The sequence below is a fragment of the Streptomyces sp. ICC4 genome (assembly GCF_003287915.1).
Classification (GTDB): domain Bacteria; phylum Actinomycetota; class Actinomycetes; order Streptomycetales; family Streptomycetaceae; genus Streptomyces; species Streptomyces tritrimontium.
Genome location: NZ_CP030286.1, coordinates 4,097,359 through 4,111,517 on the forward strand (window position 1 = coordinate 4,097,359; position 14,159 = coordinate 4,111,517).

At 72.0% G+C, this 14,159-nt stretch carries 12 protein-coding genes; 1 reads left to right on the forward strand and 11 read right to left on the reverse strand.

Annotated elements, in window-relative coordinates:
• Position 1: 1 nt before the first annotated feature.
• From DRB89_RS18960 to DRB89_RS18990, 7 genes are all read right to left on the reverse strand, one after another.
• A complete protein-coding gene (locus DRB89_RS18960; RefSeq protein ID WP_112452057.1) occupies positions 2 to 1,450 on the reverse strand; it encodes a beta-glucosidase in 1,449 nt (482 codons plus the stop codon).
• A gap of 54 nt (positions 1,451 to 1,504) precedes the next feature.
• A complete protein-coding gene (locus tag DRB89_RS18965) occupies positions 1,505 to 2,338 on the reverse strand; it encodes a carbohydrate ABC transporter permease (protein ID WP_112452058.1) in 834 nt (277 codons plus the stop codon).
• Positions 2,335 to 3,210, reverse strand: coding sequence for a sugar ABC transporter permease (locus DRB89_RS18970; RefSeq protein WP_239516812.1), 876 nt, complete (start codon positions 3,208 to 3,210; stop codon positions 2,335 to 2,337). Before DRB89_RS18970 ends, DRB89_RS18965 begins: the two co-directional genes overlap by 4 nt.
• A 60-nt stretch (positions 3,211 to 3,270) precedes the next feature.
• Positions 3,271 to 4,575 carry an extracellular solute-binding protein gene (locus DRB89_RS18975; RefSeq protein ID WP_112452060.1) on the reverse strand — a complete coding sequence of 435 codons (1,305 nt, stop codon included), beginning with the start codon at positions 4,573 to 4,575 and terminating at the stop codon, positions 3,271 to 3,273.
• 164 nt (positions 4,576 to 4,739) lie between these two features.
• A complete protein-coding gene (locus tag DRB89_RS18980; protein WP_112452061.1) occupies positions 4,740 to 5,798 on the reverse strand; it encodes a LacI family DNA-binding transcriptional regulator in 1,059 nt (352 codons plus the stop codon).
• A gap of 130 nt (positions 5,799 to 5,928) precedes the next feature.
• On the reverse strand, positions 5,929 to 7,488 hold the full coding sequence (locus tag DRB89_RS18985) for a glycoside hydrolase family 64 protein (protein ID WP_112452062.1): 1,560 nt from the start codon (positions 7,486 to 7,488) through the stop codon (positions 5,929 to 5,931).
• A 20-nt stretch (positions 7,489 to 7,508) separates the two neighbouring features.
• Entirely contained in the window at positions 7,509 to 8,900 is a 1,392-nt protein-coding gene (locus DRB89_RS18990) for a glycoside hydrolase family 16 protein (protein WP_239516223.1), read from the reverse strand.
• A gap of 436 nt (positions 8,901 to 9,336) precedes the next feature.
• Here DRB89_RS18990 and DRB89_RS18995 point away from each other — a divergent pair, with 436 nt between their 5' ends.
• Positions 9,337 to 10,173 (forward strand): trypsin-like peptidase domain-containing protein, encoded by an 837-nt coding sequence (locus tag DRB89_RS18995; RefSeq protein ID WP_112453588.1) that lies wholly within the window; start codon positions 9,337 to 9,339, stop codon positions 10,171 to 10,173.
• Between the two features lie 55 nt (positions 10,174 to 10,228).
• Here the strand turns inward: DRB89_RS18995 and DRB89_RS19000 are convergent, their stop codons facing one another.
• The 4 genes from DRB89_RS19000 to DRB89_RS19015 form a co-directional block, all read right to left on the reverse strand.
• Positions 10,229 to 10,882 carry an RDD family protein gene (locus tag DRB89_RS19000; protein ID WP_112449737.1) on the reverse strand — a complete coding sequence of 218 codons (654 nt, stop codon included), beginning with the start codon at positions 10,880 to 10,882 and terminating at the stop codon, positions 10,229 to 10,231.
• Between the two features lie 213 nt (positions 10,883 to 11,095).
• Positions 11,096 to 11,422: a hypothetical protein gene (locus DRB89_RS19005; RefSeq protein WP_162688645.1), complete on the reverse strand. Its 327-nt coding sequence runs from the start codon at positions 11,420 to 11,422 to the stop codon at positions 11,096 to 11,098.
• Between the two features lie 82 nt (positions 11,423 to 11,504).
• The gene (locus tag DRB89_RS19010; protein WP_112449735.1) at positions 11,505 to 12,158 is read right to left on the reverse strand and encodes a fasciclin domain-containing protein; all 654 of its coding nucleotides are present in this window, start codon (positions 12,156 to 12,158) and stop codon (positions 11,505 to 11,507) included.
• Between the two features lie 85 nt (positions 12,159 to 12,243).
• The gene (locus tag DRB89_RS19015; protein ID WP_112449734.1) at positions 12,244 to 13,914 is read right to left on the reverse strand and encodes a molybdopterin-dependent oxidoreductase; all 1,671 of its coding nucleotides are present in this window, start codon (positions 13,912 to 13,914) and stop codon (positions 12,244 to 12,246) included.
• Positions 13,915 to 14,159: the final 245 nt, after the last annotated feature.

Genomic DNA, 14,159 nt, shown 5'->3' on the forward strand with positions numbered 1-14,159 from the left:
CTCACGGCGCGAGCCCGCCCCGGGCGATGACGTCCGCGTACCAGTGCGCGCTGTCCTTGGGCGTGCGGCGCTGCGTGGCGAAGTCGACGTGGACGATGCCGAACCGCTGGCTGTAGCCGTACGTCCACTCGAAGTTGTCCAGCAGCGACCACAGGAAGTACCCGCGCACGTCCGCCCCGTCCCCGATGGCCCGGTGCACGGAGGCCAGATGGCCCCGCAGATAGGCGATCCGCTCCGGATCGTGCACCGCGCCCTGCGGATCGGCGTGGTCCCCGTAGGCCGCGCCGTTCTCGGTGACCAGCAGCGGCACACCGGGAAGTTCGTCGCGCAGCCGCGTCAGCAGTTCGTACAGCCCGCCCGCGTCGACCGGCCAGTCCATCGCCGTACGGGGCCCGGGAGCGGGCAGGAACCGTACGCGCCCTTCGGCCCCCGGCCACGGCGACGGCGACGGCGACAGCGACGACGACAGCGCCGCCGAGGGGACGGCGCCGGACGTGCCCGGCCCGGCGGCCGCGACCACCGTGGGGGAGTAGTAGTTCAGGCCCAGCCAGTCGATCGGCTCGCAGGCCGCCGCCAGGTCGCCGTCCCGGACGAACGACCAGTCCGTGAGCGCGGCCGTGTCACGGACCAGGTCCCGCGGAAGCCGCCCGTGGAACACCGGATCGAGGAAGAGGCGGTTGCCCACCGCGTCGATCCGCCGCGCCGCCTCCAGATCGGCGGCCGACTCCGTGAGCGGCCGCACCACGTGCAGGTTGAGCGTCAGCGACACCTCCGCCGGCCGGGGCAGCGCCGCGCGCAGCGCCCGTACGCCCAGCCCGTGGGCGAGGTTGAAATGGTGCGCCGCCCGCAGCGCGGCCTCGGGCTCGGTCCGGCCCGGGGCGTGCAGCCCGGACGCGTACCCGAGGAAGGCCGCGCACCACGGCTCGTTGAAGGTGGTCCAGCTGGCCACCCGGTCCCCGAGCGCGCCCGCGACGAGCCCGGCGTACTCGGCGAACCGCTCGGCCGTGTCGCGGTGCGGCCAGCCCCCGAGGTCCTCCAGTTCCTGCGGCAGGTCCCAGTGGTAGAGGGTCGCGACCGGCCGGATCCCGGCCTCCAGCAGCGCGTCCACCAGCCGCCGGTAGAAATCGAGCCCCCGCTGTACGGCGGGACCCCGGCCGGTGGGCTGCACCCTCGGCCAGGCCACCGAGAAGCGGTAGTCGCTCACACCGAACCGCTTCATCAGGGCCACGTCCTCGGCCATCCGGTGGTAGTGGTCGGCGGCGGTGTCACCGGTGTCGCCGCCCAGCACCTTGCCGGGCGTGCGGCTGAAGGTGTCCCAGATCGAGGGGGCGCGCCCGTCCAGCGCTGCCGCGCCCTCGATCTGATAGGCGGCCGTCGCGGTGCCCCACCGGAAACCGGGGGGAAAGCGGAGCGCCGCCCCCGTGGCGGGAGACGCGTCGACAGTGGTCATGGGAGGACTCCTGGGGAAGGTGGGGTGAGACGGCGCTGCGCGGGAGAAGGGCGCTCAGCCCTTGACCGCGCCCTGCATGATGCCGCCGACGATCTGCCGGCCCAGCAGGCCGAAGACCAGCAGCACGGGCAGCGTTCCGAGCAGGGTGCCCGCCATGATCACGGACTGGTCGTGGACGTAGCCGCCGCCCAGCTGGCGCAGGGCGACCTGCACGGTCGGCTCCTGCGAGGACAGTGCGACCACCGGCCAGAAGAAGTCGTTCCAGGCCGTCATGAAGGTGAGCAGCCCGAGGACGGCCATGGCCGGCCGGGCCACCGGCACCACGATCGACCAGAAGACCCGGGCGTACGAGGCCCCGTCGACCCGGGCCGCCTCGATCAGCTCGTCCGGCAGGGACTGCGCGAGGAACTGCCGCATGAAGAACACGCCGAAGGCGGAGACCAGCCCGGGCAGGACGACGGCCTGGAGCTGATTGACCCAGTGCAGCTTCACGATCAGCATGAACAGCGGGATCACTCCCAGCTGCGGCGGGATCATCATCGACGCCACGACGGCGCTCAGCAGGGCCCCGCGTCCCCGGAACCGCAGTTTGGCGAAGGCAAAGCCGGCCAGGGTGGAGCACAGCACCGTACCGACCGTGATGGCGCTCGAGACGATCAGCGAGTTGAGGAGGGCCCGGCCGATGTCCGCCTCGTCCAGGACCGCCTGCAGGTTGCCCAGGAGTCGCGGACCGGGCAGCAGTGAGGGCATCGGCCGCGCCATATCGGCGTTGGAGCGGCTCGCCGCGACCAGGGTCCAGTACAGCGGGAACGCCGAGACGACCACCGCGCAGACCAGGACCGCGTAGGTGAGCCGGCCACCGCGCCGGGCGCCCGGGGAGGAGCTCATCGGCCGGCCTCCTTGTGGGAACGTCGGCGCAGGAGCAGGGAGTTGACCCCGACCAGCGCCACGATCAGCAGGAACATCACCCAGGCGATGGCCGCCGCCCGGCCCAGGTGGAAGAAGCCCCAGCCCTGCTCGTACATGTACAGGCCGAGGGTCTGGTACTGGTGCGAGATGCCACCGGACATGGACCCCTCGAAGAGCAGCGGCTCCCCGAAGAGCTGGGTGGCGCCGATGGTGGAGACCACCACGGTGAAGACGATGGTGGGGCGCAGTCCGGGCAGGGTCACGTGGAGGAACTGCCGCCACTTCGAGGCCCCGTCCACCTCGGCCGCTTCGTACAGCTCGCCGGGAATGGACTGCATGCCCGCCAGGTAGATCAGCGTGTTGTAGCCGGTCCACCGCCACACCACGATGGTCGAGACGGCGATCTGTGAGGCGGCCGTACCGCTCTGCCAGTCCACCGGGTCGAAGCCGACCAGCCCCAGCAGCTGGTTGACGAGCCCGAAGTCCCGCCCGAAGAGCTGGGCGAAGATCAGCGAGGCGGCGGCGACGGAGGTCGCGTACGGCAGCAGCAGCGCGGTGCGGAAGAAGGTCAGCGCGCGCAACTTGTAGTTGAGGAGGTGGGCCAGGCCCAGGGCGACGAGCAACTGCGGCACGGTGGACAGGACGCCGATGGTGAAGGTGTTGCGCAGGGCCGTCCAGAAGAACGGATCGGTGAACAGGGCGGTGTAGTTGCCGAGGCCCCGCCATTCCATCTCCCCGGGGTTCTGGAGCTCGACGCGGTAGACGGAGACGTACGCCGTGTAGAGGAGCGGGAACAGCCCGAACGCGGCGAACAGGGTGAAGAAGGGGGCGACGAAGGCGTACGCGGCCAGGGCCGGTGCCGGGGCCCGGCGCGGTCGTGCGGAGGGCGGGGCGGGTGCGGTCACGGCGGCTCAGCCCAGGGCGTTCTTGACGGCCTTCTTCGCGTTCGACCAGGCGGTCTCGGGCGGTGTGCCCTTGCGCTCGACCTCGCTCAGGGCGTTGGCTATCTGGTCGGCGATGTCCTTGTCGTGGAGCCCCAGCACCTGGACCGGCGCCTGCTCGGCGGCGTCGCCGAAGATCCGGCCGATCGGCGCGTCCGAGAAGTAGGGGTCCTTGGCGTCGGCGACCTGACCGATGGCCTTCACCGCGGAGGGGAAGTTGCCCTGCTTGCGGAAGAGCTTGGTCTGCTGCTCGGGGGCGGTCAGCCACTTGACCAGCTCGTACGCCTCCTTCTTGTGCTGGGCCGCGCGGGGGACCGCGAGGTAGGAGCCGCCCCAGTTCCCCGCCCCTCCCGGCAGTTTGGCCACGTCCCACTTGCCCTTGCCCGCGTCGCCCGCCTGCCCCTTGATGTAGCCGAGCATCCAGGCGGGGCAGGGCATCGTGGCGAAGGAGCCCGAGGCGAAGGCCTGGTTCCACGGCGGCGACCACTGGTCCAGTTTGGCGCTGAGCCCGTCCGCCGCGGCCTTGACCGAGGCCTCCCAGGCGGACTTCACCGCGGGGCCGTTCTCGTAGATCAGCGTGCCCGAGGCGTCGTAGTACCGCTCCTTCGCCTGGCCGACCATGACGGCGTTCAGGCTGCCGACGCTGTCCAGCCAGGAGCTGCCGGCCGGCGCCTTGTCCCGGTATTGGCGGCCGAGGTCCAGATAGCCGTCCCAGGTCGCCCACTTCGCGGCCAGTTCCGTACGGTCCGTGGGCAGGCCCGCCGCCGCGAACAGGTCGCTGCGGTAGCACATGGCCTCGGGTCCGACATCGGTGCCGAGGCCGAGCACCTTGCCGTCCTTGGTGGTCGCGGCCGCCCACTTGGCGGCGGCGAACTCGCTCTCGAGCGAGCCCGCCCCGTACTCCTTGAGGTCCGTGAACTTGTCGGCCTGCTTCTGGGTCACCGACGCGATGCGGCCCACCTCGAGGCCCTGCACGTCCGCGAGCCCGCCGCCGCCGGCCAGCCGGGTCTGGAGCGACTTCCAGTAGTCCTGCTCGTCCTCGGTGTCCGTCTGCTTGATCTTGACGTTCGGGTGGAGCTGCTCGTACTCGGCGTAGAGCCCGGCCTCCTGGTAGCCGAAGGCGCCGAACAGGTCGACGGTGAGCGTGACCCGGCCGCCCCCGCCCTCCGCGGACGTGCCGTCGGAACCGGATCCGCAGGCGGCCAGGAGGGCTCCGGTCAGGGCAACGGCGCCGAGACGGAGCGTGGTTCTCCGGGCGGCTCGGGGGTTGGACATGCTGGGTCCTCCTCGGTGTGGCGGATGCGGTGCTTCCGAGCGTCTTGAGAGCGCTCTCAGAGCGCGACTGGAGCGTGCACCCCACACCGGCGCCCCGTCAAGAGGGGTGCGCCGGACAGTCGGGAATCTCCCCGTTCACCGCGGGAGGAAGGCGAGTTCGCCCCTCAGGCCGAGCCGCGCCGGACCAGCGAGGTCGGGGTGATCACCGAGCCGGGAACTCCGCGAGCGCCCTGGTCCTTGTCCAGGGTCCGCAGCAGCAGGCGCGCCATCAGGCGTCCCATGCCCTCGATGTCCTGGCGCACGGTCGTCAGCGGCGGCTCGGCGCTCTCCGCCACCAGCTCCGCGTCGTCGAAACCGACCAGCGCCACGTCCCCCGGCACGGACCGGCCCCGTTCGCGCAGCACGCCCAGCGCGCCCGTGGCCATCAGGTCGTTCGCGGCGAACACCGCGTCCAGCCCCGGACTGCGCTCCAGCAGCTCGGCCATCGCCCGGGCCCCGCCCGCCGCCGTGAAGTCGCCCTCGGCGATCAGTGCCGGGTCGGCGTCGAGGAGCACGTCCCGGTACCCGTCCAGCCGGTCGGTCGCCGAAGTCTGGTCCAGCGGCCCGGCGATGTGCGCGATCTGCCGCCGCCCCAGCTCCACCAGGTACCGTACGGCCTCGCGCGCGCCCCCGCGGTTGTCGGCGTCGACGTACGACACCGGACCGTGCTCCCCGGCGCCGCCCGTCCAGCCGGGCCGGCCGCCGTAGACCGTGGGCATGCCGATGCGGCGGGTGATGGCGGGCAGCGGGTCGTCGGTGTGCAGGGAGAAGGCGAGCGCGCCGTCGACGTGGCCACCCGCCAGGTACCGCTCGATGCGGTCGTAGTCGCCGCGGTCCTCCACCAGCAGCAGCACCAGCTGCGTGTCGTTCGCGGTCAGCTCCTTGCTGATGCCCCTGACCTGGCGGGAGAAGAAGGGGTCGGAGAAGATCCGGATCTCCGGTTCGGCGATGATCACCGCGACGGCGCCCGTGCGGCGCGTCACCAGCGTGCGCGCCGCGTGGTTGGGCACGTAGCCGAGGTCCCGGATGGCCGCCTGGACCTTGTCCACCAGCCGCGGGCGGACCCCTTCGCCGCCGTTGACGACGCGCGAGGCGGTGGCCCGGGACACCCCGGCGCGCGCCGCGACCGCCTCCAGCGTGGGCCGGGCGGCGGAGAGCTGTTCGGCGGAGAGCTGTTCGGCCACGGGCACTCCTCATGCGCGTCCGGGGGCGGCGGCCCGGGCCCGGTCGGCCCGGGTCCCGACCCCTGTCGGACAGCAGGGTAACCCGTTCCGCCGGGAACGCTGAGAGCGCTCCCGGCGGAACGGACCGCTCCTACCAGCCGATGCCGAGGGTGAGCCCGGTCGGCGGGTCGGCGTTGCCCAGGATCTGCACGGAGGACTGGTCGTTGACGTCGTCGTAGGGGAAGCCGTAGGCCCGCTGGTCCAGGCCCACGGTGTGGAAGAAGCCGGCGTAGTCGTTCTTCGCCGGACCGGCGTAGTACGCCGACGGGGCGTACCAGGTGGCGGGGTCCAGGGCGACGCCCCGGTGGAACGCGGCGCAGAACTCCGCGCCGAGCTGCTTCTCGGTGTCGTTGCCCGAGGCCAGCGCGCCCGCGCAGGCCATGACGTCGGGCGAGGTGGGTTTGCGCAGGACGAAGGAGCCCGCGCCGTTCTTGCCGAAGACCAGCGCGGACCCGCTCACCCGCCCGGAGAAGGTCTCGCCGAGCCGGGTCAGGCTGAACTGCTGGGTGGTGAAGCGGCTCCAGACCTGGTCGATGTAGGCGCTCAGGTGGTTCTGCCGGCTGCCGCCCTCCAGGAAGAGGCTCGAGGAACGCGGCGCCACGATGCGGTGGGTGTTCTGCAGCGGCTTGAACGCGTCACCGACGGACGCCGCGTACTGCTGCATGACCTGGGCGCGGGTCAGGGTGATGCCCCGGGTGGTGTCGTAGCCGCTCGAGGCCTGGCGCAGCCGCGAGGTCATCGGGAAGCCGAACTGGTCGACCATGGTGGTGTTCCCGCCGAAGGCGACCTGGCCCCGCACGTAGGTGTACTCGTACCAGTCGTAGTACACGTCGCTGTTGGGGTCGGCGGGGTTGCGCAGGTCGGGGCCGCCCCAGCCCTGGTCGTCGGGAGAGACCGGGATGTACACGGGCGAGCCGAGGGAGACGTAGATCCGGCCTCCGCGGATCGAGGCCGGGGAGGGCACCGTCCCGCCGGTCTGGGCGAGCGTGAAGGACATGTTCGGGTAGGCGACGCCCTTCTTGACGAGGTGGCCGGGGGCCGCCGCGTCCAGGTGGTTGATGTGGGCCATCGAGCCGTCGGGCTTCATGTACGACCACTGGCCCGGGGTCACCTGGCCGAGGACGGTGACGTGGATCTGCGCGTCGGTGTAAGCGCCGCGGGTGTTGTTCTGGAAGGTGATCGGGAAGCCGCCGCTCCCGCTCCCGCCGCCACCTCCGCCCCCGCCCCCGCCGGAGCCGATCGTGGCGGTGAAGTGCGGGGTGTCGTGGAGCGGTCCGCCCTTCTCGTACGTGAACCAGTACTCGAGCGTGGCGCCGGCCGCCAGGCCGGAGACGGTTTGCTGCCAGGTCCCGCCGTCGTTCGCCATCCGGAGGTTCTGCTGGCCCAGCCCGCCGCCCGGCAGGTAGTGGACGTCCACCAGGGCCGCCGGGGCGCTCGGCGCGAACCGGATCCGTACCGCGCCGGAGCCCTGCGCGGTGACGCCCTGCGTGTAGTCGGCGGCGGCCGCCCGGGTGGCCGCGGGGGCCACCAGGAGGGTCCCCGCCAGGGCGATCAGCGCGGACAGCAGGACCAGGAGGGGACGGCTGCGGAGCGGCCGCGGGTGTGGTCGTTGTCGCGGCCGTGGACGTGGAGTGTGCGCGGGAGTCTTCATGGGCGCGTTCCCCGATCCCCTCAGTGCCCGAAGTCGAACCAGTTGAGGTTCACGTAGTCGGCCGGCTGGCCGCTGGTGAAGGTCAGGTACACGTCGTGCTTGCCCGTGACGCCCGTGATGTTCGCGGGCACGGTCTTCCAGCTCTGCCAGCCGCCGGTGGAGGCCACGGCGAAGCTGCCGACCGGCGCGCTGGTGCGGCTGTCGAGCCGGACCTCCACCAGCCCGCTGACCCCGCCGGCCGCACCGCCGGCCACGCGCCCGCGGAACTGTGTGGCCGGACCGGCCGTGCCGAAGTCGACGCCCCTGTACAGGGCCCAGTCACCGTTGCCGATCGTGGTCAGGTCCTGGCCGCCGCCGGTGTCCGTGGTGGTCTCCTTGGCCGTCCCGGCCTGCTCGTCGTACGACTCGGCCTGGATGGCGGCGTACGCGTCGCGGCCGCCGCCCGGCGGGGTGGTGGGCGGAGTCGTGGGGGGTGTGGTCGGAGGGGTCGTCGGCGGTGTGGTCGGCGGGGTGGACGTGCCGCCCGTCGAGCGGAGCACGGAGACGTAGTCGACCACCATCGGGTGCCCGGGCTGGGTCCCCGCGTCGGGCCCGCCGCCGAAGGCCGCCGGGAACTCCCCGCCCATGGCCACGTTCAGGATGATGAAGTAGCCGTGGTTCGTGGCGTTCGTCCAGGTCACGGCGTCCATCTGGTCGGCCCGCACGGTGTGGAAGTTGAACCCGTCGAGGTAGAAGCGCATCTCCTCCACGGGGGTGGACCGGTCCCACTCCAGCGCGTAGGTGTGGAAGCCGCCCTGGCAGGTGGTGCCGGTGCACACGTGCTGGCCGCCGATGCCCGACTTCTCGTTGCACGGGCCGCCGGGGCTCGTGCCGCAGTGCATCGTGGCCCACTCGTTGTTGATGCCCTGGACGTTCTCCAGGATGTCGAGCTCGCCGACGCCCGGCCAGTTCCACCAGTTGCCCCGGTAGGGAGCCCCGAGCATCCAGAACGCGGGCCAGTACCCCTTGGCCGCCGGGCCCGTGACGTTCGGCATCTGGATACGGGCCTCCGTGCGCAGCTTGCCGCCCGCCGGGGCCTGGAAGTCGGAGCGCCTGGTCTCGACGCGCCCCGAGGTCCAGTTGCCGGCGGCGTCCCTGCGCGGGGTGATGCGCAGGTTGCCGGAGCCGTCGAGGGAGACGTTGTCGGCGTTCGCGGTCATCGTCTCGACCTCGCCGGTGCCGAAGCCCGCCGGGCCACCGGGGTAGCTGGTCCCGGTGGTGTACTGCCAGTCGGCGGTGTTGACGCCCGAGCCCGAGGGCCCGTTGAAATCGTCCAGGAAGACCTGGGACCAGCCGGCCGGGACCGGCGGGGCGGCGGCGACGGCGTTGGCGGGCAGGGTGACGACCGCGGCGGCCGCGGCCGCCACCGCCATGGTGCTCAGTGCGGCGATGACGGCCCGTCGGACCGGCCTGCGGATCGATCGCCCGGCCGGTCGACGGGTCGGGCGACGGTCCGGTCGTCGTTCTCTGCCTGGTGTCAGACGCATGGGTGCCCTCTCCGAGGGGGTGGGGGGAGTTCGGGAAGAGGCTTTGAGAGCGCTCTCAAAGCCTGCCGGTCGTCACTGTGCTCCCCGCTCAGGGGGGCGTCAAGGGACGGCGCGGGAATCGTGCGGAGCCCCGGCTCGTCTATCCACCCGCGGGGGCGTGCGGCAAGCCTGATTACGGCCGTTCATGCAACTGTCGCCAACTCGACTGGCCCTCTTGTGAGTTGGAGCCCAGCTCTTAACAATGTGCATGACAACCGAAGGATCTTCGGTCGCATTGTCACCAGAGGGGAACCCCCACATGAACCCCCGTATGAACCCCCACATGAACAAGCCTCTCGCCGGCGCCGTCTTCGCCCTGCTCCTCACCGGAGCGGCGGCGGCCCCGGCCGTGGCCCAGGCACCAAGGGACACGGCCGCGCGGGCCGTGGCGGTCAACTTCGCCGGCACGGTAGCGCTCAGCAACTGCTCCGGCTCCGTCGTCCGCGTGCCGGGCTCGCTGCCGAACGACCCCGCGCTCGTCCTGTCCAACGGCCACTGTCTGGAGTCCGGCATGCCGGCGGCCGGACAGGTCATCAAGGACAAGGCCTCCAGCCGCTCCTTCTCGCTGCTGAACGCCTCGGGGAGCAAGGTCGCCACGCTGCGCGCGAGCAAGATCTCGTACGCGACGATGACCGACACGGACATCTCGATCTACCAGCTGACCAAGACGTACGCGCAGATCAGCAGCCAGTACGGGATCAACGCCCTGACCCTGAACGACGCCCACCCGGTCCAGGGCACCGCCATCAAGGTGGTGTCCGGCTACTGGAAGCGCACCTACAGCTGCAACGTCGACGGGTTCTCCTACCTCCTCAAGGAGGGGGAGTGGACCTGGAAGGACTCCCTGCGCTACACCCCGTCCTGCAACACCATCGGAGGCACCTCCGGCTCGCCCGTGATCGACACGGTGACGGGCAAGGTCGTCGCCGTCAACAACACGGGCAACGAGGACGGCGGCCGCTGCACGCTGAACAACCCGTGCGAGGTGGACCAGAGCGGCGCCGTGACGGTCCGTCAGGGCATCAACTACGCGCAGCAGACCTACACCATCGTCCCCTGCGTGGGCCCCGGCAACAAGATCGACCTGGCCCGCCCCGGCTGCACCCTGCCGAAGCCGTAGCGCGACGCGTCGGGGCCCGCCCGGAGATCCGGACGGGCCCCGACGGTACGGCGGGTCAGTGCTTGGGCACCACGATGACGACGGTGCTGCACACCTTGTCGGCGAAGGTCTGCTTCTTGGCGTCCCACAGCGGCCACAGGAAGCCGAGGTAGCAGGCGAAGCTGTCCAGGAAGTGCGCCAGCTTGCGGACGAAGGCCATGCCGAAGCCGAGGGTGTTGCCGTCCATCTCGCGGCGCAGGCTGATCCCGACGACCTTCTTGCCGATCGTCTGGCCGGTCGAGCCTTCCTTGTAGATCTGGAAGATGCCCATGCCGAGCGCGTAGAGCGTGGCGACCAGGCTGAAGATCGCGACGCCGGCCGAAGGCTCGCTGTCGCCGGCGGTGAAGACGCTCAGGAGGACCGTCGGGCCGAAGATGATCAGCATGTCGAGGAGGTGCGCGCCGAGGCGCAGGCCCCAGTGGGCCAGCGGCGGCATTCCGGCGCCCGGCATGCCCGGAGCCCCGGCCGGCGGGTACGCGCCGTACGGCTGCTGCGGGGGCATGCCCATCGGCGGCTGCTGGGGGTAGCCGTACTGCGGGGACGCGTCCGGCGCCTGCTGCGGGTAGCCGTACTGCGGGGGCACGCCCTGAGGCGCCTGCTGCGGGTAGCCGGGCTGACCCTGCGGGGGCTGCTGCTGGCCGTAGGGGTTGTTCGGGTCGCCGAAGCTCATGGCGAAGTCTCTCCAGGGGTGTGACGGGGACGGGCGGCCCGCGCGGAGGACATCATGACGTGAGCGGTTTTGCCCCCTGCGCATCCGCGAACTTGCGGCCCCATGGTGTTAGTAACATCGACCACTTGTCCAATCCAATGTCCCACCGTCCGACCGTGCGGCGGGGCTTGCTCCCCAGGTGGCACGGGCGGACGGGCGGGCCGGCGTGGCCGGTCACCGGCTCGGCATGCCCCCGTGGGGGCTGTTGACCACCAGGGGAAGCGACTCCGCGGCGAGGTAGGGGTGGTCCGGGTGGTACTCCATGTGCTGGTGACCGCCGTCGTCCATCGACGCCGTCGAGCGCAGTTCCCCGGCGAGCGCGCCCAACCCCGGCCGGTCGCCCTCGATCAGCAGGGCCCCGCGCTCCGGGTCGACTCCGATGCGGCCCCCCGGCCCGCTGCCCGTCAGCACCTCGACCGAAGCCAGTTCGATGCCGCCGAACCTCGGTCCGGCCGAAGGCGTGGTCGCCGCACTGCAGCACGGAGTCCCGGACCCTGACAACGGGTCCGGGACTCCCGGGGCCACTTCGCTGACCGTCTCTTCAACGAGCGGTGACCCAGGGGGTCACCGGTTCGCGGCCTCGCTACTTCGGCATCAGGACGGTGTCCACGATGTACACGGTCGCGTTCGCGGTCGGGACGTTGCCGCAGACCACGCTCGACGTGCCGTTGACCTTGTAGCTCTCGCCCGAGCCAGCGGTGGTCAGCTTCCCGGTCTCCAGCGTGGTGAAGGAGCCGTTCTCCAGCTGCTTCGGGGTCAGCTTCTCGCCGACCACGTGGTAGGTGAGGATCTTGGTCAGCGTGGCCTTGTCGGCGAGCACCTTGTCGAGGTCGGCCTTCGGGATCTTGGCGAAGGCGGCGTTGGTCGGCGCGAACACCGTGATGTCCTTGGCGTTGTTGAGGGTGTCGACCAGACCGGCCTGCTTCACGGCGGCCACCAGGGTGGACAGCGCCGGGTTGTTGGACGCGGCGGTCGCGACCGGGTCCTTGGCCATGCCGTCGAAGCTGCCCGCGCCCTGCGCCGGGACACCGGCGCACGCCGGGCCGAAGGGGCCGTCTGCCGTCATCGACCCGGAGGCGTCCGACGCGGGGGAGGAAGCGGCCGTGCTCGCGTCGGCGGCCGGACCGGCGGCGGTGTCCTTGCCGGAGTCGGAGTCGGAGCAGGCGGCCAGCGCGAAGGGGAGTACGGCGGCCGTGGCGACGGCGAGGGCGGTACGGCGGAAACGGAGGGTGTTCATGGTGTTCTCCAGGGAATGCGTGGGTGAAGCTCGGAAAGGAAGGGATGAAAGTGTGCGAACCGGATGGATTCCGGTGAGTGTCGGGTCAGTTCGCGGTGACGAAGACGCTGTGCCGGCCGCTCGCGCCGTCCGGGATGGTGCGGGTGCGCTCCTCGGTCTGTACCTCGCCCGTGCCGTCCGTGGCGCGGACGGTGAGGGTGTGGCCGCCCGGCGTGGTCTGCCAGGGGAAGGACCACTGGCGCCAGGTGTCCGTGGTGGCCTGAGCGGCCAGGTCGGCCTCCTGCCAGGGCCCGTCGTCGACGCGGACCTCGACCCGCTCGATGCCGCGGTGCTGGGCCCACGCCACCCCGGCGACCGTCACCGGACCGGCCGGTGTGCGGGCGAAGGGCTTGGGGGTGTCGATGCGGGCCTGCGTCTTGATCGGAGCCCGGCGGGCCCAGCCCCGCTTGACCCAGTAGGGGTCGTAGGCGTCGAAGGTGGTGAGCTCGATGTCCCGGATCCACTTGCAGGCGGAGACGTAGCCGTAGAGGCCGGGGACGACCATCCGGACCGGGAAGCCGTGTTCGAAGGGGAGCGGCTCGCCGTTCATGCCGACGGCCAGCATGGCGTCCCGGCCGTCCATGACGTCCTCGACGGGCGTGCCCAGCGTCATCGCGTCCACCGAGCGCGCGATCAGCTGGTCGGCCCGGCCGCCGCGCGACGGCGGGGTGACCCCCGCCTCCCGCAGAAGGTCCGACAGGCGTACGCCGAGCCAGCGCGCGGAGCCCGCGTACGGGCCGCCCACCTCGTTCGACACGCAGGTCAGGGTGATGTCCCGCTCGATCAGCGGGCGCTGCAGGAGCTCGGCGAAGGAGTAGGAGCGCGGGCGGGAGACGCCCTTGCCGTGGATGCGCAGACGCCAGGTTTCGGCGTCCACCTTGGGGACCACGAGTGCGGTGTCGACACGGTAGAAGTCCTTGTTGGGTGTGGTGAAGGAGCTGATGCCGGGTGTGCGCAGCGCCGCCCCGGCCGGGATCGGCGCGGCGGGCGAAGCGGGCGCGGGCAGTCGTACGGCGGTACGGGACGCTGCGGCGCCCGCGCCGCGCCGGCCGGTCAGGGCCCGGCCCAGCGCGCCCGCGCCGGTGGAGAGGACGGCGGTGGCCCCTGCGGCGAGGAGGAAGCCCCGCCGGTTCCAGCCGGTCGGAGCGGCACCGCCGTCCGCGGCTCCGCTCGCGGCGGCGCCCGCCGAGGCGCCCACTGCCGTGCCCGCCGCAGTGGCCTCCGCGGTGCCCGTCGCGCCGGCGGGCCGGGCAGCGGGGACACCGACCTTGCCCACCAGCAGGTACAGCACGAGCGCGCCGGTCACGCCACCCACCAGGGAGGGCAGGACGTCGCCCGCCCCGGCCGCGTCGGGCCGGCTGAGGGCCGCCGCCGCGCCGAGGGCGCCGAAGGCCAGTACCCCGGCGGCGCCCGTACGGCGGTGGCGCAGGGAGAACATCCCCAGCAGGGCCGCCAGGAGGCCGACGGTGGCGAGGATGCCGAGCTGGAGGACCAGCTTGTCGTTCTCGCCGAAGGTGCGGATGGCGAAGTCCTTGAGCGCCGCCGGAGTGCGGTCGATGGCCGCCCCGCCGATCACCGTCACCGGACCGGCCTGCGGCCGCACCAGCGACGCGGTCAGCTCGGCGGCGGCCAGTGCGGCGAACCCGGCCAGCAGGCCGCTCGCCGCGGCGAGGGCGCCGCGCTCGACTGTCCTTCGGTTGATGCTCACGACCCTGATTCGGCGCCCGGCCCCCGCCGGATGGGTCAGTCATCCGATCAAGTGAAGATCCGTCAGCGCATTGACCTTCGCGCCCGACCGAGCGGCTTTGCTCCGCACACGGGCGGCGTTGCCCCGCACGCGGGCGGCGGCGCTGACGGCCACCGCCCGCGCGGGTCCTCCGGGCCCGGCGGCGCTCAGGAGCGGCGATCCGCTCCCCGCCCGCCCGGAGGACCGGCCGGCCCGCGCCGTCCCGTTGCCGGCGG

Bases quoted from the DNA above. Each gene is read 5' to 3' on its own strand.
- DRB89_RS18995 (WP_112453588.1), top strand. From the start codon at position 9,337: ATGAACAAGCCTCTCGCCGGCGCCGTCTTCGCCCTGCTCCTCACCGGA.
- DRB89_RS18960 (WP_112452057.1), bottom strand. From the start codon at position 1,450: ATGACCACTGTCGACGCGTCTCCCGCCACGGGGGCGGCGCTCCGCTTT.
- DRB89_RS18975 (WP_112452060.1), bottom strand. From the start codon at position 4,575: ATGTCCAACCCCCGAGCCGCCCGGAGAACCACGCTCCGTCTCGGCGCC.
- DRB89_RS18985 (WP_112452062.1), bottom strand. From the start codon at position 7,488: ATGAAGACTCCCGCGCACACTCCACGTCCACGGCCGCGACAACGACCA.
- DRB89_RS19000 (WP_112449737.1), bottom strand. From the start codon at position 10,882: ATGAGCTTCGGCGACCCGAACAACCCCTACGGCCAGCAGCAGCCCCCG.
- DRB89_RS18965 (WP_112452058.1), bottom strand. From the start codon at position 2,338: ATGAGCTCCTCCCCGGGCGCCCGGCGCGGTGGCCGGCTCACCTACGCG.
- DRB89_RS18990 (WP_239516223.1), bottom strand. From the start codon at position 8,900: ATGGCGGTGGCGGCCGCGGCCGCCGCGGTCGTCACCCTGCCCGCCAAC.
- DRB89_RS19010 (WP_112449735.1), bottom strand. From the start codon at position 12,158: ATGAACACCCTCCGTTTCCGCCGTACCGCCCTCGCCGTCGCCACGGCC.